The organism is uncultured Salegentibacter sp., from assembly GCF_963972535.1.
GTDB lineage: Bacteria > Bacteroidota > Bacteroidia > Flavobacteriales > Flavobacteriaceae > Salegentibacter.
Genome location: NZ_CAXAVR010000034.1, coordinates 1 through 23,950, shown reverse-complemented (window position 1 = coordinate 23,950; position 23,950 = coordinate 1). Strand labels below are relative to the sequence as shown.

The following is a 23,950-nucleotide window of genomic DNA, read 5'->3' as shown; positions in this document are numbered from 1 at the left end:
AAACCCTTAAGCCTTTTTTTCTAAAAGTGCCATGTAGAATCCGTCAAAACCGGTTTCAGAAGAAAGCAGGGTTTGATCTCTAAGCAATCTGAATTTTTTTCCTTCTTCAGTATTTTTTAGAAAATTTTCTACTTGCTTTTCATTTTCAGAAGGTAAAACCGAACAGGTAGCATAAACCATTTTTCCTCCCGGTTTTACAATACGGGAATAGGTTTCAATTATTTCGGCCTGGGTTTTTATAAGATTGTCTATAAATTCAGGTTGCAATTTCCATTTGGCATCAGGATTTCGGCTTAACACTCCGAGGCCGCTACAAGGGGAATCTATAAGCACACGATCTGCAGTTCCGTAAAGTTTCTTAATCACTTTTGTAGAATCAATTGCACGCGGATCTATATTATGGGCACCCGCACGTTTGGCGCGGCGTTTAAGTTCTTTGAGTTTATTTCCGTAGATATCGGTAGCAATAATCTGGCCTTTGTTTTCCATTAAAGCTGCGAGGTGAAGTGTTTTACCACCGGCACCGGCGCAAGTATCTACCACGCGCATCCCGGATTCTACTTCAAGAAATTCGGCTACTATTTGCGAAGAAGCATCCTGCACTTCAAAAAAACCATCTTTAAAAGCCTGGGTTCTAAAAACGTTACCGCGTTCTTCCAGCTTTAAAGCGTCTTTATACCCTTTTATAGGTTCAGAAATAATTTCTTCGTTTTTAAGAACGCTGCGTAAATTATCTTTACTTGTTTTTAAGGTATTAGCTCGAAGAATAACGGGCGCCTGTTGATTTAGCGCTGCGATTTCTTTATCCCACACCTTTTCACCAAGTTCTTTTACTCCAAGCTCATCCATCCAATCTGGAATAGATTCGCGGTATTTTCTAATTTTACTTAAGCTATCAAATTTTCCTTTAATTCTTCGGGTAGGTGTGCCGGCAAATTGAGGCCAGTCTGGGAGCGCAATTCCGCGCAAGGTAGCCCAAACGGTAAATAATCTAAATAGATTTTCACGATCAAACGGCTCTTTAACTTCAGCAATTTCAGCATAAAGTCTTTTCCACCGAACAATATCGTAAACGGTTTCAGCAATAAAACTTCGATCTCTTGATCCCCAACGCTTATCGCGCTTTAGGGTTTGCTCTATAACCTTATCGGCATATTTATTATTGTTGAATATTTCATTTAAGGCATCTATGGTGGCAAAAACCAAATTCCTGTGTAACCGCATAACTAAATTTTGAATTTGCAAAGGTAATTTTTTTAGTCGACAATCGAGGTTTAATTGCTTCAAGGCCTGGCTACATATTAAATAATAAATTTTAGGGCGCTTTATAAGCTCACAATAGGCTGTTTTGCTGCGGAAAAATTTATATTTGATTTGATAATTGAGATGAAATAGTATAAGTCCTGTCTCGAGATCACAATATATTTTTCAGGAGAGTCTTTTAGGTTTGAGCCGAAGTAATTTTTTTAACCAGAATATTTAAATTCAACTTATGAACAGAATTCTATTGTTATGCCTTTTTGTAATTTTTAGTGCCTGTAAAAATGAAAAACAAGCGGAAAAAGAAAACCGGGTACAACCTGAAGTAGAATATACTTCAGTAGTTATAGAACCCATTCTGGAAAATGATTCCTTAAGTATTAGAGCGATTGAAATAATTGGAAACAACCTGGCTTTTGCTGCCAATAATGCCACTTTTGGAATGTATAATTTTAAGAATAAAAACTGGCGAACCAATACTCAAAAATACGATTCACTGGTGCCCGAATTTAGAGCAGTAGCTTCTACAGATAACGATTTTTTTATGTTGAGCGTTGGAAGTCCCGCTTTACTTTATAAAACCGGAGATTCTGGCGCGATGGAATTGGTTTATAAAGAGGAGCATGAAAAAGCTTTTTATGATGCCATGGCTTTTTGGAATAATGAGGAAGGAATTGCAATGGGTGACCCTACCGATAATTGTATTTCAATAATTATAACCCGCGACGGGGGTAAAACCTGGGAAAAGTTAAACTGCGATGTTTTGCCTGAAGTTATAGAAGGAGAAGCTGCTTTTGCAGCGAGTAATTCTAATATAACTATTGAAGGAGATAATACCTGGATTTTAACCGGCGGAATGAAATCCCGAATTTATTTCTCGCCAGACAAAGGGAATACCTGGGAAGTTTATAATACTCCTTTAATAGATGGGGAAGCAACAACCGGCGGATATAGTATGGATTTTTATGATGGAAACATCGGAATTATTATCGGTGGAGATTATACCAAACCCGATGGAAATACCGGGAATAAAGCTATTACCAAAGATGGTGGCAAAACCTGGGACTTAATTGCAGAAGGGCAGGAGCCAGGATATAAAAGTAGTGTGAGGTTTGTGCCTAATAGTGGTGGAGAAAAAATAATTGCCACTGGTTTCAGCGGAATTTCATATTCTAAAGATTCTGGTAAAACCTGGGAAGAAATTTCTAAAGAAGGTTTTTATACTTTAAGATTTAAAAACGACTCAGTGGCGTATGCTGCAGGAAAAGGTAGAATTGCGAAGCTCACTTTTACTCGATAATCGAGATTTAAATATGTTGGGGCTCACCTCGATTGGAAAAATAATTAATGCTATATCCTGCAAACTTTCCCCTTGAGAAGTTTGAATTAAAAAGAATCCCGGAAGGCCAAGACCTACCGGGATGCTAACTAACTACTAACTAACCAAAAAACTAACTTTTAAGACTCACCAGGTGAGATTTTTATTTCCTAACCAGGACTTTTTACTTTATTATTCCTGATTTTCGCGATCTTTTCTAGATCGGTATTCTTTTATCAATTTTTTATGAAATTCGTCTTCCAGTTTATGTAGTTTAATAATTTCCTGGGAAGACATTATTTCTTTCAAATCCTTGAAAAGCTTCTCTTTAAGAACATAATCCTGCCTTTCTATAATAACGTATTCTTTTAGCATTTCCTCGGCCTCATCTTCAGTAATACATTCTAAATTAGGCAAATCTCTATGCTCTCGTTTTCTCAATTCGTGCAATTCAGACTCATATTCATTATAAATTGGCCAAAATTTTTGAGCTTTTTGTTTATCCAGGTTTAACTCCTGGGTAAAAAAAGCAGTTTTTAATTCCTTTATTTTCTCTCTATGAGATTCACTTCTGTTTTGGGACTGCATTTCCCACAATCCAGAAAACATTAATAATATTATAAGTAGGTTTTTCATATTAATCTTCATCTAAAATATAAAGCGGATCTTCTAAATTTTCATCAAGATAATTCTTCATCGCATCAGAATTTACAGTATTTAGATCTGCATCATCAATAATATATCCTTGCTGAAAAATATAATTTGAAATTTCACTTGTAGAAAATTCTATGTTATTATTATCTATATAATTTTCCATCACTGAAAGTTCTACATTGTCCCAGCTTGTTTGAGTTTCAGGGTCAATGTAAAAAGTACTGGCAAAAGCAATTACAATTGCGGCGATACTTGCAGCATAAAGAAATGCTTCTTTGGTAAATAAATTTCTAACCCTGGGTTCCGGTTTAGTTGCTTTTTTAAGAATTTCGTCTTCCAGGCCATCAAAATATCCAATTGGTGCAGTGAAACCAGCAGATTTTTTTTCTCCCAGGGTTCCTGAAAGTTTCACCATATCTAATAATTCATCTTCCAGACCCTCAAAATAGTTTGCTGGGGTCTTAAAGCCTGATTTTTGATTATATGATATTTTTTCTTTCTTCATTTGCTTATTTGACTATGAAAAGTACAAAAGGTTTAATTGGTTTTTAAGTATTCCTCAATTTTTTTAGCCGCGTGGTGGTATGATGCCTTTAGCGCTCCCTCACTGGTTTCAAGTATTTCTGCCATTTCCCGGTATTTTAATTCTTCAAAATATTTCATATTAAAAACCTGTTGTTGTTTAGCTGGGAGACTAGCAATTGCTTTTTGCAACTTTAACTGAATTTCATCTCCTTCAAAATAAACATCGCTCTCTAAATTGGAAATTAATTGTTGCTGTAAATCTTCTGAAGTGATGTGATTGCGTTTAGCGCGTTTATTTAAAAAACTTATAGATTCGTTCGTAGCTATGCGATACATCCAGGAGAATAATTTACTTTCTCCTTTAAAATTATTGATATTTCTAAAAATTTTGATAAAAGTATTCTGAAGCACATCATGCGCATCCTCATGGTCTTTCACCATGTTACGAATGTGCCAGTATAAACGCTCCTTATATAAAGATACCAATTCCTTAAAAGCTTCAGAAGAAGTCTTTTTATCCTGTAAGCGTTTAATAAGTAGATCTTCGGACGTTTTCAAAGGGATACTTGTCTTAATTTTCATGTGGAATCCCGTGTAGCGGAAGCCAAAGGTAATTAAAACTTTATTCTTCTTAAAGTCAGCGAGTAAAAGAATTCGATCCTAATTTTCGCGTAAGCCAAATCTTTATATAATCGACAAAATGCATAAAAATCAGTTAAAATGCACTTTTTGTTTGGTGATTTGATTTCTCTAATCTATATTTACAGTATCAAAAATGATTTAATCTTTTTTGCCCCAATTGAAAACGAATTAAATCTATTATTCTTAGTTGCCCCACAATGAGAATAATTTTTAAAAAAGGATGAAGTTTACTTCGTCCTTTTTTTATGCCTATAAATGAACATGTGAAAGTTATGCTAAAAGTGCTTAATAATTGTATTATGGCAAAAAAATATGTATATTTTTGCTAAATAAAAACAATTACTATGAGAAATTTACTTATAATTCCGATTATGCTATTATTTGCTTTTCAAGTAGAGGCACAAAACCAAACTGAACCGGTAACGGTAGGAGATGTATTAGTGATTAATCAAACTGAAAATCAGAATTTTAAATCTTTAGATTTACCTAAAGCTAATTTCATAATTAAAAAAGGTGGAATTGCAAACTATAAGAGCCTGAATGGGAATAGAGTAGAAGTAACTGCAGTAGAAACAAATGATGCAGGTGAAACTACTGTTAAATTGAAAAGAGAAGATGGAAGAAAATTCTTTAGAACCCATACTACGATTAGCGCTAATATAGATGAAGCTCTGGAAAATGGAGAGTTGATTTTATAAAAAAATATCTAAAACTTTAAAAAGCTGTCTGAGATTTTCTTAGACAGCTTTTTTTTGTGCCTTAATCAAAAGATTGCATTTCTACTAACTTTTGATAGGTACCTTTTTGGGCGAGTAATTCCAGGTGTTTGCCCTGCTCTACAATTTCGCCCCGGTGTAGTACAATAATCTTATCTGCGTTTTGTATGGTGGAAAGTCTATGGGCGATAACTATAGAAGTTCTGTTTTTCATCATATTTTCCAGGGCTTTTTGCACCAGCTTTTCGCTTTCGGTATCCAGGGCAGAGGTAGCTTCATCAAGAATCATAATTGGTGGATTTTTAAGTACAGCCCGGGCAATTGAAAGCCTTTGTTTTTGACCGCCACTTAATTTATTGCCACTATCGCCAATATTTGTTTCCAGGCCTTTGGGAAGATCCTTTACAAACTCCCAGGCATTGGCAACTTTTAAGGCTTCAATAATTTCCTCTTCGGTAGCATTGTCTTTCCCTAATCCAATATTATTTTTAACCGTATCATTAAAGAGTATAGAATCCTGGGTAACAAGTCCCATTAAGTTTCTTAGCGATTTTTTGGTAATTCCTTTAATGTTATGCCCATCTAGTTTAATATCACCTTCGTTAACGTCGTAAAAACGAGTTATTAGGTTTGCGATCGTAGATTTCCCGCTACCAGATTGACCTACCAGAGCAACCATTTTCCCTTTTTCTACCTGCATAGAAAAATTCTTAAGTACGTTTTCTTTTTCGTACCTAAAATTGATATTATCTACTTCAATGCTGTTTTCAAAACTCTCTTTCTTTATGGCATTTTTATCATCCTTTATTGTTGATTCGGTTTCCAGGATTTCTAAAATTCGTTCGGCACTGGCATTTCCTTTTTGAATAGAGTAAGTAGCTTTAGAAATTGCTTTTGCGGGCGTTAAAATATTATACGTTAATACCAGAAATCCTATAAAAGTTGAGGCGTCCATAGTATTATCAATTAACACCATTCTTCCACCAAACCATAAAATTATAGTGATTACCACCACACCCAAAAACTCACTCATAGGTGAGGCGAGGTTCTGGCGGTGTAAAAGCGTATTTAAAATTCGGTTTAATCGGCCGGTGCTGTCATAAAACTTCTTTTTAAATTTATCTTCAGCATTAAAACCCTTAATAATTTTTAAGCTGGAAAGTGATTCTTCTACAATGGTTAGAAAATTTGCATTTTCCTGTTGTGCCTGGGTAGATTGAGATTTTAATTTCTTTCCAATAGAAGAAATCAATAAACCTGAAAGTGGTAAAAATACCAACACAAAGAGCGTCAATTTCGGGCTAAGCGCGATCATGGCTACCAGGGTAAAAATCAAAGTAAGCGGTTCTTTTACAAAAAGCTCCAGCATACTTAAGAATGAAGTCTGAATTTCCTGAACATCACTGGTAATCCTGGAAATAAAATCTCCTTTTCGTTTTTCAGAAAAGAAGGAAACCGGTAATTCTACAATTTTATCGTAGATACGGTTCCTTATATCTTTAAGCATCCCGTTTCTAAGGTTGGCAATAAAATATAAAGCCAGGTAATTAAAAAAATTCTTTAAAAAGAAAAGTACAATTACTGTAATACAAATACTTACCAAAGCAGCAATTTGGCCGTGTGCTTCTACCTGTTGGTTCAGGAAAAAATTAGAATAATCGTTAGCGAAATCTTTTAGACCGCTAAACTCCCCATTCCATACCGGCCTGCTACTAATTGGCTCTTCTTCCTGAAAAAGCACCCGCAGCATGGGAATAAAAGAAATAAACGCCAGGGTGCTAAAAAGCGCGTAAAAAATATTACTTATAATGTTAAGTATCGCAAAACGCTTGTAGGGTTTTGCAAACTGAAGAATCTTTTTTAAATAGGTCATAGAGTAGAGCGCTTAGCCCAGTTGTAATTCGTTTTTAATGCGCTTTATCTTTTCGGCCAGCCTGGCATTTTCAGCATCAAAATTTTTTATTTTATCCAAATCTGAATTTACACTGAAGTAAAACTTGATTTTTGGCTCGGTACCACTTGGCCTTGCTGCTATTTTTGTCCCGTTTTCGGTATAGTAAATTAGTACGTTAGATTTTGGGATTTTAATCTCTTCTTCAATTTTATCCTGTAGGTTATTGGCTTTAGAGGTGTGATAGTCTTCAATAAGAACAACTTTTTCACCATCAATTTCCTGCCACGGGTTTTCCCTTAAATCAATTAGCATCTGCTTGATTTCTGCTTCCCCTTCAATCCCTTTTTTCACTAAAGAAATTAGTTCTTCACGGTAAAGACCGTATTCAGTATAAAGTTTTAAAAGTTGTTCATAGAAAGAGCTGCCTTCGGCTTTTATTTGTGCTGCGATCTCGCAGGCGAGTAGAGTAGAAGTAGCCGCATCTTTATCACGCACAAAATCGCCTACCATAAAACCAAAACTTTCTTCACCCCCGCCAACATAATCAAGGTCTGGATTGTCTTTAATCAATTTGGCGATCCACTTAAACCCAGTTAAAACTTCGTGATACTGAGCGCCAAAATCTTCTGTAATGTTTTTAAGCATAGGGGTAGAAACAATGGTAGAAGCCACAAAAGAATTAGCCGATAATTTACCCTGTTTCTTATGTTGTTCCAGCAAAAACCACGTCATAACCAACATCGTTTGATTACCGTTAAGCAGAATCATTTTTCCATTCAAATCACGAACTGCTACGCCAAGACGGTCGCCATCTGGATCGGTACCAATTACAATATCGGCATTTTTTTCTTCGGCCAGGTCTAACGCCATTTTTAAGGCTTCCGGTTCTTCAGGATTTGGCGATTTTACCGTTGGGAAATTTCCGTTAGGTTCTTTTTGTTCTTTAACAAGAAAAACATTTTTATAACCTGCTTTTTCTAAAATCTGCGGATTCGTCTTACAAGCCGTTCCGTGCAAGGAGGTGAAAACAATGTTTAAATTATCTTTCGCCGAGGCGGAAGTATTAAAACTTCCATTTTCTACTGAAGCTTTCTGAAATGCTTCATCTACTTCGGTATCTATTTTATGAATAAATTCCGGTTTGGCTTTAAAATTAACTTCTTCGTATTCTAAATTATTGATTATGTCTACAAGCTTGGTGTCTTGTGGCGGTACCAACTGGCCACCGTCCTGCCAATACACTTTATAACCGTTGTATTCTGGCGGATTATGACTTGCGGTAAGTACAATTCCCGCGTGGCAATCAAGATATTTCACCGCGAAAGAAAGCTCTGGGGTTGGCCTTAATTCTGAAAACAAATAAACCTCAATCTCGTTAGCCGAAAATACTTCAGCTACCATTTGTGCCAGTTCTTTAGAATTATTTCTACAATCGTACGCGATCGCTACTTTTAATTTTTCACCTTTAAATTCGGTTTTCAATAAATTAGAAAGTCCCTGGGTGTTTTTTCCGAGGGTATATTTATTGATTCGGTTGGTGCCTACACCCATAATTCCACGCATACCACCGGTTCCAAAAGCAGCATTCTTATAAAAAGATTCTTCCAGTTCAGCCGGATCGTTTTCAATAAGATGGTTGATTTCTTTATGCGTGTCTACGTCAAATATATCAGTCAGCCAGGTTTTAGCCTTAGCCAGGATTTCTGGTTTATTTTTAGCCATAATTATAAGTTTAGAGAAACAAAAATAAGGATTAATGCCTTAATGGCATTATAAATTTGGCGTGGTTTTATTGATAAGGTAGCGTTCTTTTTCGCGTTTAGAGCGTAAAATAAGCTCACCCAGGAAACCAGCAAGAAACAATTGCGAACCAATTATCATTACCGCCAGCGCGATATAAAACCAGGGGTTTGAGGTTACCAAAACGTTGGGCAGGCCGTGATAAAGTTTGTAAAGTTTGGAAATACCAATCCAACCGGCCGAAAGAAAACCGAAAATAAACATTAAAACCCCCAAAGCTCCAAAAAGGTGCATAGGCCTGCGGCCAAATTTTGAAAGAAACCAAATACTTATAAGATCCAGGAAGCCATTAATAAATCTTTCGGCGCCAAATTTTGTTTTTCCGTATTTACGGGCCTGGTGCTGAACTTCCTTTTCGGTAATTTTAGTAAAACCCGAATTTTTGGCAAGAACCGGGATATACCGGTGCATTTCGCCATAGACATCAATATTTTTTACTACTGCCTGTTTGTAAGCTTTAAGTCCGCAGTTAAAATCGTGAAGTTTTACGCCGGAAGTTTTTCTCGCCGCAGCATTGAAAACTTTGGAAGGGATATTTTTGGTGACTACAGAATCGTAGCGCTTCTTTTTCCAGCCCGAAACCAGGTCGTAACCTTGTTCGGTAATCATTTTATAAAGTTCGGGGATTTCTTCTGGATTGTCTTGAAGATCGGCATCCATAGTGATAATAACATCTCCCTTAGCTCGTAGAAACCCTGCGTGAAGTGCCTGGGATTTCCCGTAGTTTCTATTGAATTTTATTCCCTTAACCGCCTGGTCATTTTCTGCCAGGGCTTCAATGGTTTTCCAGGAATTATCTGTACTGCCGTCGTCTATAAAAATGATCTCGTGTGAAAAGGAATTGGATCGCATTACTTTTGCGATCCAATTATATAATTCAGTTAAAGATTGTTCTTCGTTTAAAAGCGGAATAACGACGGAAATCTGCATTATTTTATTTCTATTGATGTGCAGGATTTTCTCTCTTTAGAATTAACCCTGTAATTAATGATATTATAAAGCCGAAAAATAAACTTCCTACTAGCGCCATAGTTGCAAAAAACCAGGGACTAGTAAACATTTTGGTCATTTCCAAAGCTTGATTTTGTTGAGATTCTGGCATATTTTGTTCTGCCATTTGTAAAACTGCCTGATCGTACATCATTTCTGAATACTCAGGATATACAAAGCTATAATGAATATAGGAATAAATTGCAGTAATTACTCCGCTTATTACGGCTACAGCTAATCCTACTTTTAAAGCTTCCTTTAGACTTAGAAAACCATTGTTATTTTGCTTGAATTTTTTAATAGCTAAAACAAAAATAGCAATTGAAACAAGAGTATTTATTACCCCGACCACCCAGTTATCCTGAGCTACATTAAAAACATAAATAAGAACCAGGGCTAAAATAGAGTAAATAGCAAGAACAAACCCGTAAGGATAGGCAACCGATTTAATTGAAGTAGAATTTTCCATAATTTAAGATTGTTTAGTTACAACCGGTTAGTAAGCAAATATAACAAAACGTTACATTGCAGAAGAATTAAAAATATTTTTGTCTATCCCTTGTTTTTATAATGGAATTACTTAAATTTGCACCTCGAAAATTAAAAGAACTAAAGCGATGAAGCAGGGAATCCATCCGGAAAATTATAGATTAGTAGCATTTAAAGATATGTCTAACGAAGATGTATTCATTACTAAATCTACCGCGAATACTAAAGAAACTATTGAAGTAGAAGGTACAGAATATCCACTTATTAAGTTGGAAATCTCAAGAACTTCTCACCCATACTACACCGGGCAAACCAAATTGGTTGATAGCGCCGGACGTATTGACAAGTTTAAAAACAAGTACAAGAAATTCAAGAAATAATTTTTTGTTATATATAATTTCAGAAAGTCGCCTTTTTTAAGGCGACTTTTTTTGTGCTTTACTTTTTAGAATATATAAAGATTCCAGAAGGAAGGAAATTATTTTTTACTTCATTTTTCAAGTTAAAAGCCCGTAGACTTGCGTCAAGTGAGTTTATTTGTATTTTTGAAACCTAAATTTGTGCGGATGAATTATATATTATTTGACGGTTCTGCCAGGAACCGCTTACTCCCTTTTACCTTTACGCGGCCTGTAGCCGATATTAGAGTTGGTATTCTTACAATTCGCGAAAAATGGGAGTTTCTTTTAAAATCTACCACTTCTACAGTTACCGAAGATTATTTAGCCGAAAAATGGCCAATGGTAGAATTGGAAGAAAACATAATGATAAATGCTTCTTTTCTTCCTAATCCTGGATTTTTGCAACAAATAAAAAGCCTAAAACCAAACCAAGCAATTTTTCATCAGGAAGATATTGTTGCTTTTCACGCTTACGAAGATCAGGAAGTAGCTTTAGAGGACTATGAGCAAATAGAATTGGCGGATGGGGTAATTCAAATAAATAATTCCTGGGATATTTTTTCTAAAAACGGGGAAGCCATTGAAGCCGATTTTGAAATTATAACCAAGGGCCGACAATCGCAGCCTATTCACGAATCTAATTACGTAAAAAATCCCGAAAAGATTTTTATAGAGGAAGGGGCCGAAGTGGAGAATTGTTCATTAAACGCTTCCACCGGGCCCATTTATATCGGGAAAGATGCAAAAGTACTGGAAGGCAGCCTTATTAAAGGTGCTCTCGCAGTTTGCGAAGGTGCTTTGGTGAAAATGGGTGCTAAAATTTATGGTCCAACAACTTTGGGGCCTGGATGTCGTGGTGGCGGCGAAATAAATAATGCAGTGCTTTTTGCGAATTCCAATAAAGGTCACGACGGATATTTAGGAAATTCCGTTTTAGGGGAATGGTGTAATTTGGGTGCCGATACCAATAATTCCAACCTGAAAAATAATTATGCTGAAGTACGTATTTGGGATTACGAAACTGAAGGTTTTGCTAAAACCGGATTGCAATTTTGCGGATTAATGATGGGCGACCATAGTAAATGCGGAATTAACACAATGTTCAATACCGGGACAGTTGTGGGCGTAAGTTCAAATATCTTTGGTGCCGGGTTTCCACGAAATTTTGTACCCAGCTTCAGTTGGGGTGGCAGCGCCGGGATGACGGTTTACAAAACCGAGAAAGCCTTTGAAGTTGCTGAAATTGTTATGAACCGTCGAAACATAGAATTTTCAGAAGAAGATAAAAAAATACTTGAACACGTTTTTGAGGAAACCAGTAAGTGGAGGAGAGGGTAGTTGATTAAAACATCACTTTCCAAAAGAGTATTAATAAAGGCTATCTGAAATATCGTTAAGTCGTCATCCTGAACTTGTTTCAGGATCTAAGTTGGTTGAATTTGCAACGTGTTAGAAGCTGAAACAAGTTCAGCTTGACGTAAATTAGATATTTCAGATAGCCTTTAATTTTATTAAAAACTTATTTACTTCTGTTTTTAAGAATTCTTCCTAAAAAACGTTGCTTCATAAGTATTACTATTACCCACATTATCGGTTACAATAATTTTTAATTGGTTTTCGGTATCGGTTACAACACCATCACTAAAATCGTGGGTTAGCGTATTGTTTTTATACTCATATTCCATAAGAATAAATTTCCCGTTTACCGTAGCTCGATAGCTTTTAATCCCAGAGAGATCATCGCTAATTTTCACCTGTAAAGTATTGTTGCTGGAAATCCACTGGCCATCATTAAAATTGGTAGGCCATATTTTTGGAGGTGTAACATCAGATGCCAGGGTATATTCTCCAAAAGTTCTTGTGCCGGTGGTGAATCGGTTTGCTTTTTTGTAGGTAGAAGAATAATTAGGGCGGTTTCCATAACCTAATCTTGCGATAAAAAGTTTTTCCTTTTCTTCAGCTGAATATTCACTAACGTCAAAACCTATAGTGATATTTTTATGAAGCGGGGTGTGGTCTTCATGAACTTTCACTTTGTCTTCTCCAAATTCAATATCTAAATAGGTGTCGCTATAAAGACTTCCTTTGGGGATATAGATATCCATTCCATTAGCTTCGGCAGCGAAAGGCTGATTTGCCTGTGCAAAATAATCGGTTTTATCTTCTTTTTTAGGCGGAATATCGTTTCGTTGAACTCCCTGGATAGGAATTCTTATCACGCGCTGGTTTCCGGCAAAGTCGCTCACTTTTATGGTGTAATTGTAATTAAGGCTATCCTGAATATGTAACTCTCCCTTATTTACTACATCTTCGTACAGGCTTAGCGGATTTCCGTTTTCAACAAAAAGTTTTTGAATTCGTTTTCGGTTTTTGCTATAATATTCATAATCGATTAACTGGTTAAGGTGACGGGTTTCAGCAAAAGAAAAACGCTTAAAGGGTAAGGTTAATATACGATCGCCATTTAGCTCAGCTTCAATTTGATAGACTCCGTTTCGGTTAGGAGCCCCATCTTGCTGATCTACAGATGAAATACCAAAGCCAATATTTCCGCAGGCATCAATTTCGCTTGCAATATAACTACCATCTTCAAGTGGTGTAAGGTTTATTTTTTGTCGCTCCCGGGAATTATTTATGTGTGCTTCTTCGTCTAAAGGATAAGCATACAATCCGTCAATTATGGGTGCTCTATTATCTTCAATATTTATCCCAAAAAGTTTAGGATTCATAGGTCGTTGGCTGCCATCACGAATTTCAAAATGAAGGTGAGGGCCACCGCTGCCACCCGTATTTCCACTAAAGGCAATAAGTTCATTGGCTTCTACCGGTAATTCTCCAGCTTCAGGAAAGAGCTCTATTTCGTATGTTTCGTTTGCGTATTGGCGCTTTTTTACATAAGCTTCAATTTCGGGCGAAAATTCTTTTAAGTGGGCGTAAACAGTGGTGTAGCCGTTAGGATGCTGTACATAAAGCGCTTTTCCGTAGCCATAATGTTGAATATTTATTCGGCTAACATATCCTTTAGCCGAAGCAATTACATTTAAACCCTGTCTTTGTTGGGTTTTAATATCCAATCCGCTATGAAAATGGTTGGAACGCAGTTCTCCAAAAGTACCTGAAAGCACAAGTGGAACATCAAGCGGTTTTTGAAAATAATCTTTCGGAAGCTGCGCCTGGGCAAAGATTGCAGTGCTAAAGAATAATAGAATTACAGCTAAAATAGATTTCATATTAATTTTTTATTAGGGGTATAACAGGGCGGTAAAGTTAATTAAAGTTTAATCAAAAATTAAAGGCTTAGTGCTTAGAAACTTAGCAAATGTCTTGCCTAATTTTAAAAATAGACGAAAAAACAATTGGCATATTAGAGCGCGAATGTTAACTTTGTGGGGATAAGCATTACATTTGGCTTTTATGAGTGAATTGACAGAAATCGTTGATAGCCTTGAAAATAGGATTAGTAAACTGCTTCATAAGTATGAAAATTTAAAGCAGAATCACCGTTCTTTAGAGGAAGAAATGACCGCTGTTAAAGAAGAAAACCAAAGATTAGCCCAAAAAATTGAAGGTTCTAATCAGGAAGTTCAAAACCTTAAAGCCGCCAATGCAATGCTGGGCAGTACCGAATTCAAAACAGAAACCAAGCTTAAATTAAATAGCTTAATAAGGGAGATTGATCAATGCATTGTTCAATTATCTGAATAATAAATATGGCCGATAAATTAAAAATAAAACTTTCTATTGCAGACCGTGTGTATCCTTTAACTATTAATCCCCAACAGGAAGAAGGTTTACGTAAGGCAGCGAAGAAAATTGAGGCTATGATTAAGCAATTTGAGCAAAGTTATGCCGTGAGGGATAAGCAGGATGTATTAGCAATGTGTGCTTTACAATTTGCCGCCCAAACCGAGCAAAAAGATATAGATAGATCTACCGATACGCTTAAAGCAGAAGATAAACTCAAATCACTTAACGATTTGCTGCAGAAGCACCTGGTATAATAAACGTTCTTTAAATAAATAAAGGTTACTGCCTGTATTAGTGATATTTTGATAAACTCAACAGAGATTCTTTAAAGAGGGTGAGTCTAAGTTGTAAAAGCGCGCCGCCTTAGAGCGGATTCTTGATCAGCTTGTTAGCCCTAAACTTGTTTTTAAGGAGTTTAATCCAAAAACCTATCTAATACAGGCTTTTTTTATACATAAATTTTAAATATGGAGATATTACTAAATATAGTTATTGGGGTTGTGGGTATAGCGATAGGTTTTGCTATTGCAAAACAGTTGGAGCGAAAAAGAGCTTCACAAACCATTAAAAACGCCAAGAAGACTGCAGCCAACATTCTTAAGGAGGCAAAATCTGAAGGAGAAAGTATCAAAAAAGATAAGATACTACAGGCTAAAGAGAAATTCATCGAGTTAAAATCGGAGCACGAGAAGGTAATTCTTAACCGGGATAAGAAGATGAACGATGCCGAAAAACGCATTAGGGATAAAGAATCGCAGGTTTCAGGAGAACTTTCTAAGAATAAAAAGCTCAATAAAGAGTTTGAAGAAAAGTTAACCGATTATAATCAGCGCGTAGAATATCTTGAAAAGAAACAGGACGAAATAGATAAACTTCGCAACAGCCAGATACAGCAGTTAGAAGTGATCTCTGGCCTTTCCGCCGATGAAGCCAAGGCACAACTTTCTGAAGCGCTTAAAGACAGCGCCAGGACAGATGCTATGGCGTTAATCCAGGATACTATAGAAGAAGCAAAATTAACCGCACAGCAAGAAGCCAAGAAAATTATTATAAACACCATTCAGCGAATTGGAACTGAAGAGGCAATTGAGAATTGTGTTTCGGTCTTCAACCTTGAGAGCGATGATGTAAAAGGTAGAATTATAGGCCGCGAAGGAAGAAATATTAGGGCATTGGAAGCCGCAACCGGGGTAGAAATTATTGTAGACGATACTCCTGAAGCTATTATTCTTTCCTGTTTTGATTCGGTTAGAAGGGAAGTTGCCCGTTTATCGCTGCATAAATTGGTGACCGATGGTAGGATTCACCCCGCCAGAATTGAAGAAGTAGTTAAGAAAACCCGCAAGCAAATTGACGAGGAGATTATTGATATTGGTAAACGTACCGTAATTGATTTAGGAATTCACGGCTTAAACCCAGAATTGATCAAACTTGTAGGACGAATGAAATATCGTTCTTCTTACGGCCAAAACTTATTACAACACTCCAGGGAGGTTGCAAAACTTTGTGGCGTAATGGCTTCAGAGCTTGGTATTAACCCAAAACTGGCTAAACGCGCGGGATTATTACACGATATTGGTAAAGTGCCGGAAACCGAAACAGAAGTGCCTCACGCGATCCTTGGAATGCAATGGGCAGAGAAACACGGCGAAAAACCTGAAGTTTGTAATGCTATTGGTGCTCACCACGACGAGATAGAGATGAATTCTTTACTTTCTCCTATTGTTCAGGTTTGTGATGCAATTAGCGGTGCAAGACCGGGAGCCAGAAGGCAGGTGCTGGATTCTTATATTCAGCGTTTAAAGGATCTTGAAGAGATTGCCTTTGGATTTGGAGGAGTGAAAAAAGCTTACGCCATCCAGGCAGGACGTGAACTACGTGTAATTGTTGAAAGTGAAAAAGTGAATGATGAAAAAGCTTCAAACCTTTCTTTTGAAATTTCACAAAAGATCCAGACTGATATGACTTATCCTGGACAGGTTAAAGTAACGGTAATTCGCGAAACAAGAGCGGTAAATATTGCTAAGTAGAGATAGATAATATTTTAAAAATTTCATAGAAAAAAGGGTGTTTGATAACTATTTCAAACACCCTTTTTAATTACAATTAATTAAGCTTTATAATCGTCATCATCATAAATGTTTTGGTATGAGTTTCCTTTGGTGACAAAAAACTCGCCGGTTACATACCGGTAATGCTCGTCTAAAGCAGCAATTTCTTCTAAATCTTCTTCATTTAGATTAAGTCCGGCGCTGGCAAGGTTTTCTATAATTCTTTCTTCATTGGTAGACTTTGGAATCACCGCAGTTCCACGCATTTCATTCCATTTTATCAATACCTGTCCGGCACTTGCACCGTGCTTTTTAGCAATTTTCTTAATTACAGGGTTTTCCAATAATGAAGGTTCGTCTTTGGCTTTCATTCTATCGGGACGGTCGCCACTGCCAAGAGGGGAAAATGCCGTAACGTGAATATTATGCGTACTGCAAAATTCCAGTAACTCATTTTGTTGTAAATAGGGATGTAATTCTACCTGATTCATTTCTGGATATTCTGAAGTTTCTTCCATTAATTCTTCGAGTTTCATTGTGCTGAAATTAGAAACACCCACGTGTTTTACCAAACCTTGTTTTTTGGCTTCAAGCATCATTTTCCACGTTTCTATTAGCGGTACTTCTTCTAATGATAAATATTCATCGTCATTTTGAGGAAAATCCACCTCGGGTTTGAATGCTACCGGCCAGTGAATTAAATAAAGGTCTAAATAATCTAGTTGAAGGTCTTTCAGGGTCTTTTTCAACGCGGGAATTACATCTTCTTTTTTATGAGCGTTATTCCATAGTTTTGAAGTAATCCATACTTCTTCGCGTTTTATCTTCCCTTCAGAAAAAACTTCGGCGAAAGCTTCACCAACAGCGTCTTCATTGCCATAAGTAGCGGCACAATCAATATGGCGATAACCGTTATTTAATGCAGTTTTTACCGCATTTTTTACTTCATCTTTTCCAGATTTCCAGGTGCCTAATCCTATGGCCGGCATCTCATCACCGTTCTTAAACTTTAATGTTTTCATTTTTTGAATTGGTTTAAATTTTTCTTCGCAATTTTTAAAAATCAGTTGGCCTTAAAATACTAATAAATACAGGCTTTTTGAAGTTTTGAAACCTGTTTAACCGAACTTTAATATAAGTTATCGCCTTGGATGATATTGCTCCATAATTTCCCGAAGATGTTTGCGGTCTACGTGCATATACACTTCAGTAGTGGTAATGCTTTCGTGCCCTAACATTTGTTGGATAGCACGTAAATCGGCCCCATTTTCCAGTAAATGGGTGGCAAAGGAATGTCTAAATGTGTGCGGACTTATCTTTTTCTGAATTCCGGCTTTTTCGGCTAAACGTTTAATTATAGTGAAAATCATTGCGCGGGTGAGCTGGTTTCCCCTTCGATTTAGAAATAAAGTATCAGAAAATTCTTTGTTGATTTTTTGATGAATTCTAACTTCATCTTTATAAATATTAATAAACTTCTGTGTATAAGTTGAAACAGGTACAAAACGCTGTTTGTTTCCTTTTCCGGTTACTTTTATAAAACCTTCTTTAAAGAACAGGTCTGAAATTTTTAGCTCGGTAAGTTCACTAACCCGCAAACCACAACCATATAAAGTTTCCAGGATGGCACGATTGCGTTCGCCTTCAGCTTTGCTTAAATCTATAGTTGCGATAAGTAGGTCTATTTCTTCAGTTGATATGGTATCGGGCAGTTTGCGGCCTATTTTAGGCGATTCTATAAGATCTAAAGGATTGTCTTTGCGGTAATCTTCAAAAACCAGGTAATTAAAAAATCCGCGTAAGCCAGAAATTATACGCGATTGGGAACGCGCATTAACATTGCGAGCAATTTCGTAAATAAATTGTTGTAAGATTTCTTCTGAAATTTGAAGTGGAGAGACTTTAATTTTTTTAACGCTTAAAAAGTTGATAAGTTTCACCACGTCCATTCTGTAATTAGTAATAGAATTGTTTGAAAGTCCGCGTTCTATACGAAGGTAGTTGCAATAATCCTGTAATGCTGAAGCCCATTTCATACGTTAAAGATATAAACAATTTGCCTTAATCTTAGTAATACTTTAGGCTTACATAACATTTTATTAAGAAGCCTGTTCCTACATTTGCCCTTGTAACACTAACAAAAATGAAAGTAATGAAAAAGTCAATTTTAATTGCAGTAATTGCCGTATTTGGTTTTACTACCGCGGCTAGCGCACAGGAATTCGTGTATTTTGGAGCTAAAGGTGGGGTTAATTTCACCAATATGACTTCAGACGGATTTGAGGATGAGAAAAGCCGAACAGGGTTTCACTTAGGTTTACTTTCTGAAATTCCATTAAGTGAACGTTTTTCTTTACAGCCAGAGGTGCTTTATGCAACTCAGGGAGTGGAAGCAAATAGAAATTTCGCCGGGCAGAATGTAAATGGCGAATACCAACTTGATTATATTCAAGTGCCTGTTTTAGCTAAGATTTACCTAATAGATGGATTATCTATTGAAGCAGGACCTTCTTTTAACTTTTTAGTAGAAGAAGAATATGATTTTGAAAGTAGTATTGGTGAAGCAGAGTTTGATACTGAAGCCGGAAGTACTTTTGAATTTGGAGGTGCTATTGGTGCTTCTTACAAATTCAACAACGGGTTCTTCTTATCTGCGAGATACACTCAAGGATTTACAGATGTATTTGATAGCGATAACTGGGATGACGATGCTATTAAAAATAACGGGATCCAGGCAGGTATTGGACTAATGTTTTAATACAGTATATTAACACCTATGAATAGAAAGCGGGAACTTAATGGTTCCCGCTTTTTTTATACCTGAAATCCTGTAATTCACTACTATAGGTTCTACTAATTGTTAATTACAATACCTTTAGGTAAGTAACCAAAAATGTATAATTATGAAACGTCTGGTACTTATTATTTGTTTTGCTTTATTGGGAACCACTGCTATGCAGGCACAAAGCGGATTAAGAATAGGAGCAAATGTTGGCTTACCTGTTGGAGATATTGAAGAAGTCAGTAATTTTCAAGCCGGGGTAGATTTAGCTTATATGCTAGACGTCGCTGATATGTTGTATCTAGGTCCTAAAATAGGATATACCCAATTTTTTATGGACGAAGATAATTTTGGCGGCTTTGAAGTAGATGATCCTGCTTTTCTACCTATTGCGGCATCAGGAAGAATTTCTCTTGCAAGAGGTTTCTTTTTTGGAGCCGATTTGGGCTACGCAGTAGGCTTAAATGAAGGCAACGACGGTGGTTTTTATTATAGGCCGCAAGTAGGCTATAATTTTGGAATTATTGGTTTGGTAGGATCTTATACCGGAATTAGTGTAGATGGCGGTAGCTTTGGCGCCATAAACCTGGGACTTGAATTTGGACTGTAACTGTAAGTAACCAACCAGAAATTACCCTTCTTAAAAATTGAATTTTCCTAAAAGGATCTTCTTTTTTTCTGAAGGGTTTTTTATAGATCAACTATATCTTATTTTTTACCTTTACGAGTATAACCAGCTAACCGGTAAAAAATGAAAATAATGATTATAAACGGTCCCAACCTTAACCTTTTGGGAACCCGTGAGCCTGATACCTACGGAAATAAAAGTTTTGAAACCTACTTTTCTGAACTTCAGTTTAAATTTCAAAAAACCGAACTTTCTTACTTTCAAAGTAATATAGAAGGGGAGCTCATCAACAAACTTCACGAAGCCGATAAGGAGTTTGACGGGATTGTTTTAAATGCCGCCGCTTACACACATACTTCGGTGGGATTGGGAGATGCAATTAAAGGCATACAAACTCCTGTTGTAGAAGTACATATTTCCAACACCCATTCGCGGGAAGAATTCAGGCATAAATCTTATATAGCTCCTAACGCTAAAGGGGTAATTCTTGGGTTTGGACTTTTGGGATACGATTTGGCGATTCAAAGTTTTTTAAATGAAAAATGATGAAAAAAGCCTATCTAAATTGGAGTAGTGGTAAAGATGCCGCTTTGGCACTTTATAAGGTTAAGCAGGATGGAGAATATTCGGTGCAAAAATTAGTTACAACGGTAAATACTGAATTTAACCGAATTTCTATGCACGGCGTACGACTGGAATTACTACAAAAACAGGCAGCGTGTTTAGATTTACCACTTCAACAAATAGAATTGAATGGTGAAGTTTCTATGGAAAATTATAATGAGATAATGACAATAGAAACCAACAAACTTTTAGATGAAAGATTTACCCATAGTATTTTTGGTGATATTTTTCTCGAAGACCTGAAGCGTTACCGTGAAAATCAATTAGAGGAAATAGGGGTACAAGCGGTGTTTCCGATTTGGAAACAGGATACAAAAGAGCTTTTAGAAGAATTTATTACAACCGGATTTAAAGCAATTATAGTTTGCGTAAATACCGATAAACTCGATAAATCTTTCTGCGGAAGAATTCTAGACCAAAGCTTTTTAAAAGATCTCCCAAAAGACGTGGATCCATGTGGTGAAAACGGGGAATTTCACACCTTTGTTTTTGATGGACCAATCTTTAACGAACCAATTAAATTTAAAAAAGGGGAGATGGTGGAGAGATCGTATAAACCTGCTGAAGAATCAGATAATAATTGCTTTTCTAAAGATCAGAAATCCTGGGATACCAGTTTTGTATATTGTGATTTGTTGTTAAAATAGAAATCTAACATTTTAACTTCTTCAAGCTGTCCCGAAGCTTTGGGATTGTTTCAGCTTCTAACATAATTAAACTTTAAAAATATTAGATCCTGAAATAAATTCAGGATGACGTTAAAAACAAAAAATCCCCGAAACAATATTGCTTCGGGGATTTTAATTTTTAAAATTATATGCTTCTTAAATATGAATTACTTCATCGTAAGCAGCAGCCACAGCTTCCATTACCGCTTCACTCATTGTTGGGTGAGGGTGAACTGCTTTTAATACTTCGTGGCCTGTAGTTTCCAGTTTACGTCCCAGAACTGCTTCAGCTATCATATCGGTAACGCCGGCGCCAATCATATGGCAACCTAACCATTCGCCGTATTTAGCATCAAAAATTACTTTTACGAACCCTTCAGATTTTCCTGCGGCTTTTGCTTTTCCTGAAGCAGAGAACGGGAATTTACCTACTTTAAGTTCGTAACCGGCTTCTTTGGCTTGCTTTTCAGTCATTCCAACCGATGCAATTTCAGGAGTGGCATATGTACATCCTGGAATGTTTCCGTAGTCTAATGGTTCTACATCCATTCCTTTTATCTTTTCTACACAAAGAATACCTTCTGCAGAAGCAACGTGAGCAAGGGCCGGCCCGTGAACTACATCACCAATGGCATAAATTCCGTCTACATTTGTTTTATAAAAATCGTCTACAACAATTTTATCTTTATCGGTCTTGATCTTAAGATCTTCAAGGCCTATGTTTTCAATATTGGTTTTAATTCCAACTGCAGAAAGTACGATATCGGCTTCCAGTGTTTCTTCGCCTTTTTTGGTTTTCACCTTAGCTTTTACTGTTTTGCCAGATGTGTCTACACTTTCTACTGAAGAATTGGTCATTACCTTAATTCCTGCTTTTTTGAGACTACGCTCAAATTGCTTGGAGATTTCTTCATCTTCTAAAGGAACTACATTTGGCAAAAATTCTACTACTGTAACTTCTGTTCCCATAGCATTATAGAAATGAGCGAACTCAACCCCAATAGCGCCAGAACCAACCACAATCATAGATTTTGGTTGTTTTTCCAGGCTCATTGCTTCACGGTAACCAATTACTTTTTTACCGTCTTGCTTAAGGTTTGGTAATTCGCGAGAACGCGCACCAGTAGCCACAATAATATTATCGGCCTGGTATTCTTTGGTTTTATCGTCTTTATCTGTAACAGCGACTTTTTTACCGGATTTCAATTTTCCGAAGCCTTCAATTACGTCTATTTTATTTTTCTTCATTAGGAACTGAACTCCTTTGCTCATTCCTGCAGCCACATCGCGGCTACGTTTAATGACTTTTGAAAAATCCTTATCGGCTTTTTCAAGGCTTAATCCGTAATCTTCGGCGTGTTTCAGGTAATCAAAAACCTCGGCACTCTTTAAAAGGGCTTTAGTTGGGATACATCCCCAATTTAAACAAACACCTCCAAGGCTTTCTTTTTCTACAATTGCGGTTTTAAAACCTAGTTGTGAAGCTCTAATGGCGGTTACATAACCACCCGGGCCACTACCTAAAACAATGATATCGTATTTACTCATATTCGGAATTTTTTATTAGGCTTAATAAATCAAATCTCGCTTAGCGAGTGAAGTTGCGAATTTAAGGAATAATCGCTTAAACTGAAAAGTTTTCGTAAGGAGTATACCAGCTATATTAAACGTAAAGATTTTGAATTCTATTTATGTTGTATTTTATGAATACAAAAAACCTCCCAGGTTTTGAAACCTGGGAGGTCTAATAAAAACTTAATATAAATGAAGGCTTATTTAATTGCTTCAACTTTTTTTACATCACTTTCTTTTATATCAAGTGCGTTCATAACAGCGTCAATATTTGAACTGTCAAAATTCGCATTTTCATAAAAATTAGCTGGAATAATGGCGATCCTAAAAATCTGACCTTCAGTAAAATCATCACTTAGTGTAGCCAGGTCATAATTTCCGTCAATAAAAATTTCAGTATCTACAAAAGTATGGTTAAAAACATATTGTATAGTTCCATCTTCGGTGAAAAAATTCTGAGGTAACATGCTCCATTCATCTACATCGCTACCATCATCTAATTGACCTATAGCGTCCAGGCGATAAATTAAAACAACATCTGTTTCAAGAACTTCAACATCAGTGAAGTCGCTAAAAGCCAAAAGATCAGTAGTCCATAAATTAGCTCCCTCGTCATAAAAAAAGTTAGAATTTATTTCGAATATCGTTGCAGATGCGCCACCAAATCCATCTTCACCGGGAGGTCCTGGAGGTCCCTGCGGGCCCTGATCTCCTTCACAGGCGGAGAATAAAAATGTGGTCATAAATAAAATAGAAAATAATTTTTTCATAATAATAGGTGTTAGGTTGTTATTTATTAAAATTTATACTGGCCGAATTTACGCAATATCGTTGTCCGGTTTCAGTAGGTCCATCATCAAAGACGTGGCCAAGATGCCCGCCGCAGTTAGCACATAGAATTTCTGTTCTAATCATACCAAAGGTTTTATCCTGTACGTATTCTACTTTTCCTTCTATAGCTTTATCAAAACTGGGCCAACCGCAGCCGCTCTCAAACTTGGCTTCACTGTCAAAAAGTTTTTCGCCACAACCGGCGCAAAAATACTCACCATCTTCAAAATGCATATTGTATTTGCCGGTGTGTGGTGCTTCTGTTCCTTTTTTTCTCAATACCCGAAATTGCTCTTCAGAGAGTTGTTCTTTCCATTCGGTTTCGGGTTTTTCTATACTGTACTTTTTCATAATAAAT

General features: G+C 36.5%; 25 protein-coding genes and 1 other RNA gene. 12 read left to right on the top strand and 14 right to left on the bottom strand.

The genetic code is table 11. The features are described 5' to 3' along the window. Positions 1-6: 6 nt before the first annotated feature. A complete protein-coding gene (locus tag AACZ30_RS06465) occupies positions 7-1,224 on the bottom strand; it encodes an RsmB/NOP family class I SAM-dependent RNA methyltransferase (RefSeq protein WP_339648366.1) in 1,218 nt (405 codons plus the stop codon). A 268-nt stretch (positions 1,225-1,492) separates the two neighbouring features. Here AACZ30_RS06465 and AACZ30_RS06460 point away from each other — a divergent pair, with 268 nt between their 5' ends. Further along, positions 1,493-2,560: an oxidoreductase gene (locus tag AACZ30_RS06460; protein ID WP_339648365.1), complete on the top strand. Its 1,068-nt coding sequence runs from the start codon at positions 1,493-1,495 to the stop codon at positions 2,558-2,560. A gap of 210 nt (positions 2,561-2,770) precedes the next feature. Here the strand turns inward: AACZ30_RS06460 and AACZ30_RS06455 are convergent, their stop codons facing one another. Genes AACZ30_RS06455 through AACZ30_RS06445 form a run of 3 tightly spaced genes read right to left on the bottom strand, consistent with a single transcriptional unit; the run spans position 2,771 to position 4,315 of the window. Continuing rightward, the gene (locus AACZ30_RS06455) at positions 2,771-3,214 is read right to left on the bottom strand and encodes a hypothetical protein (RefSeq protein WP_339648364.1); all 444 of its coding nucleotides are present in this window, start codon (positions 3,212-3,214) and stop codon (positions 2,771-2,773) included. A 1-nt stretch (position 3,215) separates the two neighbouring features. Further along, a complete protein-coding gene (locus tag AACZ30_RS06450) occupies positions 3,216-3,737 on the bottom strand; it encodes a hypothetical protein (protein ID WP_339648363.1) in 522 nt (173 codons plus the stop codon). Positions 3,738-3,769: 32 nt separating this feature from the next. Continuing rightward, the gene (locus AACZ30_RS06445; RefSeq protein ID WP_339648362.1) at positions 3,770-4,315 is read right to left on the bottom strand and encodes an RNA polymerase sigma factor; all 546 of its coding nucleotides are present in this window, start codon (positions 4,313-4,315) and stop codon (positions 3,770-3,772) included. Positions 4,316-4,743: 428 nt separating this feature from the next. Here AACZ30_RS06445 and AACZ30_RS06440 point away from each other — a divergent pair, with 428 nt between their 5' ends. Beyond that, on the top strand, positions 4,744-5,097 hold the full coding sequence (locus tag AACZ30_RS06440; protein ID WP_075327246.1) for a hypothetical protein: 354 nt from the start codon (positions 4,744-4,746) through the stop codon (positions 5,095-5,097). Positions 5,098-5,158: 61 nt separating this feature from the next. On the opposite strand, the gene AACZ30_RS06435 is transcribed toward AACZ30_RS06440, so the two are convergent. Genes AACZ30_RS06435 through AACZ30_RS06420 form a run of 4 tightly spaced genes read right to left on the bottom strand, consistent with a single transcriptional unit; the run spans position 5,159 to position 10,268 of the window. After that, positions 5,159-6,988: an ABC transporter ATP-binding protein gene (locus AACZ30_RS06435; protein WP_339648361.1), complete on the bottom strand. Its 1,830-nt coding sequence runs from the start codon at positions 6,986-6,988 to the stop codon at positions 5,159-5,161. A gap of 12 nt (positions 6,989-7,000) precedes the next feature. Further along, entirely contained in the window at positions 7,001-8,731 is a 1,731-nt protein-coding gene (locus tag AACZ30_RS06430; protein WP_339648360.1) for a phospho-sugar mutase, read from the bottom strand. Between the two features lie 48 nt (positions 8,732-8,779). Next, positions 8,780-9,739: a glycosyltransferase family 2 protein gene (locus AACZ30_RS06425; protein ID WP_339648358.1), complete on the bottom strand. Its 960-nt coding sequence runs from the start codon at positions 9,737-9,739 to the stop codon at positions 8,780-8,782. Between the two features lie 10 nt (positions 9,740-9,749). After that, complete coding sequence (locus AACZ30_RS06420; RefSeq protein WP_075327242.1) at positions 9,750-10,268, bottom strand: DUF4199 domain-containing protein; 519 nt, start codon at positions 10,266-10,268, stop codon at positions 9,750-9,752. Positions 10,269-10,416: 148 nt separating this feature from the next. Here AACZ30_RS06420 and AACZ30_RS06415 point away from each other — a divergent pair, with 148 nt between their 5' ends. Both AACZ30_RS06415 and AACZ30_RS06410 read left to right on the top strand, forming a co-directional pair. Then, positions 10,417-10,668 carry a type B 50S ribosomal protein L31 gene (locus AACZ30_RS06415; protein ID WP_037314972.1) on the top strand — a complete coding sequence of 84 codons (252 nt, stop codon included), beginning with the start codon at positions 10,417-10,419 and terminating at the stop codon, positions 10,666-10,668. Positions 10,669-10,854: 186 nt separating this feature from the next. Continuing rightward, complete coding sequence (locus AACZ30_RS06410) at positions 10,855-12,027, top strand: GlmU family protein (RefSeq protein WP_339648352.1); 1,173 nt, start codon at positions 10,855-10,857, stop codon at positions 12,025-12,027. Positions 12,028-12,224: 197 nt separating this feature from the next. On the opposite strand, the gene AACZ30_RS06405 is transcribed toward AACZ30_RS06410, so the two are convergent. Beyond that, the gene (locus tag AACZ30_RS06405) at positions 12,225-13,919 is read right to left on the bottom strand and encodes a M23 family metallopeptidase (protein ID WP_339648351.1); all 1,695 of its coding nucleotides are present in this window, start codon (positions 13,917-13,919) and stop codon (positions 12,225-12,227) included. A gap of 184 nt (positions 13,920-14,103) precedes the next feature. On the opposite strand from AACZ30_RS06405, the gene AACZ30_RS06400 reads away from it, so the two are divergent. From AACZ30_RS06400 to rny, 4 genes are all read left to right on the top strand, one after another. Then, positions 14,104-14,394, top strand: coding sequence for a hypothetical protein (locus AACZ30_RS06400; RefSeq protein WP_075327238.1), 291 nt, complete (start codon positions 14,104-14,106; stop codon positions 14,392-14,394). A 5-nt stretch (positions 14,395-14,399) separates the two neighbouring features. Continuing rightward, on the top strand, positions 14,400-14,690 hold the full coding sequence (locus tag AACZ30_RS06395) for a cell division protein ZapA (RefSeq protein WP_075327237.1): 291 nt from the start codon (positions 14,400-14,402) through the stop codon (positions 14,688-14,690). A gap of 55 nt (positions 14,691-14,745) precedes the next feature. Then, a non-coding RNA gene (gene ssrS / locus AACZ30_RS06390) (6S RNA) lies at positions 14,746-14,853 on the top strand. Between the two features lie 50 nt (positions 14,854-14,903). Further along, entirely contained in the window at positions 14,904-16,466 is a 1,563-nt protein-coding gene (gene rny, locus AACZ30_RS06385) for a ribonuclease Y (RefSeq protein WP_093304796.1), read from the top strand. Positions 16,467-16,546: 80 nt separating this feature from the next. Here the strand turns inward: rny and AACZ30_RS06380 are convergent, their stop codons facing one another. Both AACZ30_RS06380 and xerD read right to left on the bottom strand, forming a co-directional pair. Continuing rightward, on the bottom strand, positions 16,547-17,509 hold the full coding sequence (locus AACZ30_RS06380) for an aldo/keto reductase (protein ID WP_339648349.1): 963 nt from the start codon (positions 17,507-17,509) through the stop codon (positions 16,547-16,549). Between the two features lie 117 nt (positions 17,510-17,626). After that, a complete protein-coding gene (xerD, locus tag AACZ30_RS06375) occupies positions 17,627-18,523 on the bottom strand; it encodes a site-specific tyrosine recombinase XerD (RefSeq protein ID WP_339648347.1) in 897 nt (298 codons plus the stop codon). 116 nt (positions 18,524-18,639) lie between these two features. On the opposite strand from xerD, the gene AACZ30_RS06370 reads away from it, so the two are divergent. From AACZ30_RS06370 to AACZ30_RS06355, 4 genes are all read left to right on the top strand, one after another. Further along, on the top strand, positions 18,640-19,245 hold the full coding sequence (locus AACZ30_RS06370) for a porin family protein (RefSeq protein WP_075327990.1): 606 nt from the start codon (positions 18,640-18,642) through the stop codon (positions 19,243-19,245). A 145-nt stretch (positions 19,246-19,390) separates the two neighbouring features. Next, positions 19,391-19,879, top strand: coding sequence for a hypothetical protein (locus AACZ30_RS06365; RefSeq protein ID WP_339648344.1), 489 nt, complete (start codon positions 19,391-19,393; stop codon positions 19,877-19,879). Positions 19,880-20,020: 141 nt separating this feature from the next. Beyond that, positions 20,021-20,443: a type II 3-dehydroquinate dehydratase gene (gene aroQ, locus AACZ30_RS06360; RefSeq protein ID WP_075327232.1), complete on the top strand. Its 423-nt coding sequence runs from the start codon at positions 20,021-20,023 to the stop codon at positions 20,441-20,443. Further along, the gene (locus tag AACZ30_RS06355; RefSeq protein WP_339648343.1) at positions 20,440-21,168 is read left to right on the top strand and encodes a diphthine--ammonia ligase; all 729 of its coding nucleotides are present in this window, start codon (positions 20,440-20,442) and stop codon (positions 21,166-21,168) included. Before aroQ ends, AACZ30_RS06355 begins: the two co-directional genes overlap by 4 nt. Positions 21,169-21,345: 177 nt before the next feature. On the opposite strand, the gene lpdA is transcribed toward AACZ30_RS06355, so the two are convergent. The 3 genes from lpdA to msrB form a co-directional block, all read right to left on the bottom strand. Further along, a complete protein-coding gene (gene lpdA / locus AACZ30_RS06350) occupies positions 21,346-22,737 on the bottom strand; it encodes a dihydrolipoyl dehydrogenase (protein ID WP_075327230.1) in 1,392 nt (463 codons plus the stop codon). A gap of 224 nt (positions 22,738-22,961) precedes the next feature. After that, positions 22,962-23,531 (bottom strand): collagen-like protein, encoded by a 570-nt coding sequence (locus tag AACZ30_RS06345; RefSeq protein ID WP_339648342.1) that lies wholly within the window; start codon positions 23,529-23,531, stop codon positions 22,962-22,964. A 19-nt stretch (positions 23,532-23,550) separates the two neighbouring features. Then, positions 23,551-23,943, bottom strand: coding sequence for a peptide-methionine (R)-S-oxide reductase MsrB (gene msrB / locus AACZ30_RS06340; RefSeq protein ID WP_093305967.1), 393 nt, complete (start codon positions 23,941-23,943; stop codon positions 23,551-23,553). Positions 23,944-23,950: the final 7 nt, after the last annotated feature.

Bases quoted from the DNA above. Each gene is read 5' to 3' on its own strand.
- AACZ30_RS06465 (WP_339648366.1), bottom strand. From the start codon at position 1,224: ATGCGGTTACACAGGAATTTGGTTTTTGCCACCATAGATGCCTTAAAT.
- AACZ30_RS06460 (WP_339648365.1), top strand. From the start codon at position 1,493: ATGAACAGAATTCTATTGTTATGCCTTTTTGTAATTTTTAGTGCCTGT.
- AACZ30_RS06455 (WP_339648364.1), bottom strand. From the start codon at position 3,214: ATGAAAAACCTACTTATAATATTATTAATGTTTTCTGGATTGTGGGAA.
- AACZ30_RS06450 (WP_339648363.1), bottom strand. From the start codon at position 3,737: ATGAAGAAAGAAAAAATATCATATAATCAAAAATCAGGCTTTAAGACC.
- AACZ30_RS06440 (WP_075327246.1), top strand. From the start codon at position 4,744: ATGAGAAATTTACTTATAATTCCGATTATGCTATTATTTGCTTTTCAA.
- AACZ30_RS06435 (WP_339648361.1), bottom strand. From the start codon at position 6,988: ATGACCTATTTAAAAAAGATTCTTCAGTTTGCAAAACCCTACAAGCGT.
- AACZ30_RS06430 (WP_339648360.1), bottom strand. From the start codon at position 8,731: ATGGCTAAAAATAAACCAGAAATCCTGGCTAAGGCTAAAACCTGGCTG.
- AACZ30_RS06425 (WP_339648358.1), bottom strand. From the start codon at position 9,739: ATGCAGATTTCCGTCGTTATTCCGCTTTTAAACGAAGAACAATCTTTA.
- AACZ30_RS06420 (WP_075327242.1), bottom strand. From the start codon at position 10,268: ATGGAAAATTCTACTTCAATTAAATCGGTTGCCTATCCTTACGGGTTT.
- AACZ30_RS06415 (WP_037314972.1), top strand. From the start codon at position 10,417: ATGAAGCAGGGAATCCATCCGGAAAATTATAGATTAGTAGCATTTAAA.
- AACZ30_RS06410 (WP_339648352.1), top strand. From the start codon at position 10,855: ATGAATTATATATTATTTGACGGTTCTGCCAGGAACCGCTTACTCCCT.
- AACZ30_RS06405 (WP_339648351.1), bottom strand. From the start codon at position 13,919: ATGAAATCTATTTTAGCTGTAATTCTATTATTCTTTAGCACTGCAATC.
- AACZ30_RS06400 (WP_075327238.1), top strand. From the start codon at position 14,104: ATGAGTGAATTGACAGAAATCGTTGATAGCCTTGAAAATAGGATTAGT.
- AACZ30_RS06395 (WP_075327237.1), top strand. From the start codon at position 14,400: ATGGCCGATAAATTAAAAATAAAACTTTCTATTGCAGACCGTGTGTAT.
- rny (WP_093304796.1), top strand. From the start codon at position 14,904: ATGGAGATATTACTAAATATAGTTATTGGGGTTGTGGGTATAGCGATA.
- AACZ30_RS06380 (WP_339648349.1), bottom strand. From the start codon at position 17,509: ATGAAAACATTAAAGTTTAAGAACGGTGATGAGATGCCGGCCATAGGA.
- xerD (WP_339648347.1), bottom strand. From the start codon at position 18,523: ATGAAATGGGCTTCAGCATTACAGGATTATTGCAACTACCTTCGTATA.
- AACZ30_RS06370 (WP_075327990.1), top strand. From the start codon at position 18,640: ATGAAAAAGTCAATTTTAATTGCAGTAATTGCCGTATTTGGTTTTACT.
- AACZ30_RS06365 (WP_339648344.1), top strand. From the start codon at position 19,391: ATGAAACGTCTGGTACTTATTATTTGTTTTGCTTTATTGGGAACCACT.
- aroQ (WP_075327232.1), top strand. From the start codon at position 20,021: ATGAAAATAATGATTATAAACGGTCCCAACCTTAACCTTTTGGGAACC.
- AACZ30_RS06355 (WP_339648343.1), top strand. From the start codon at position 20,440: ATGATGAAAAAAGCCTATCTAAATTGGAGTAGTGGTAAAGATGCCGCT.
- lpdA (WP_075327230.1), bottom strand. From the start codon at position 22,737: ATGAGTAAATACGATATCATTGTTTTAGGTAGTGGCCCGGGTGGTTAT.
- AACZ30_RS06345 (WP_339648342.1), bottom strand. From the start codon at position 23,531: ATGAAAAAATTATTTTCTATTTTATTTATGACCACATTTTTATTCTCC.
- msrB (WP_093305967.1), bottom strand. From the start codon at position 23,943: ATGAAAAAGTACAGTATAGAAAAACCCGAAACCGAATGGAAAGAACAA.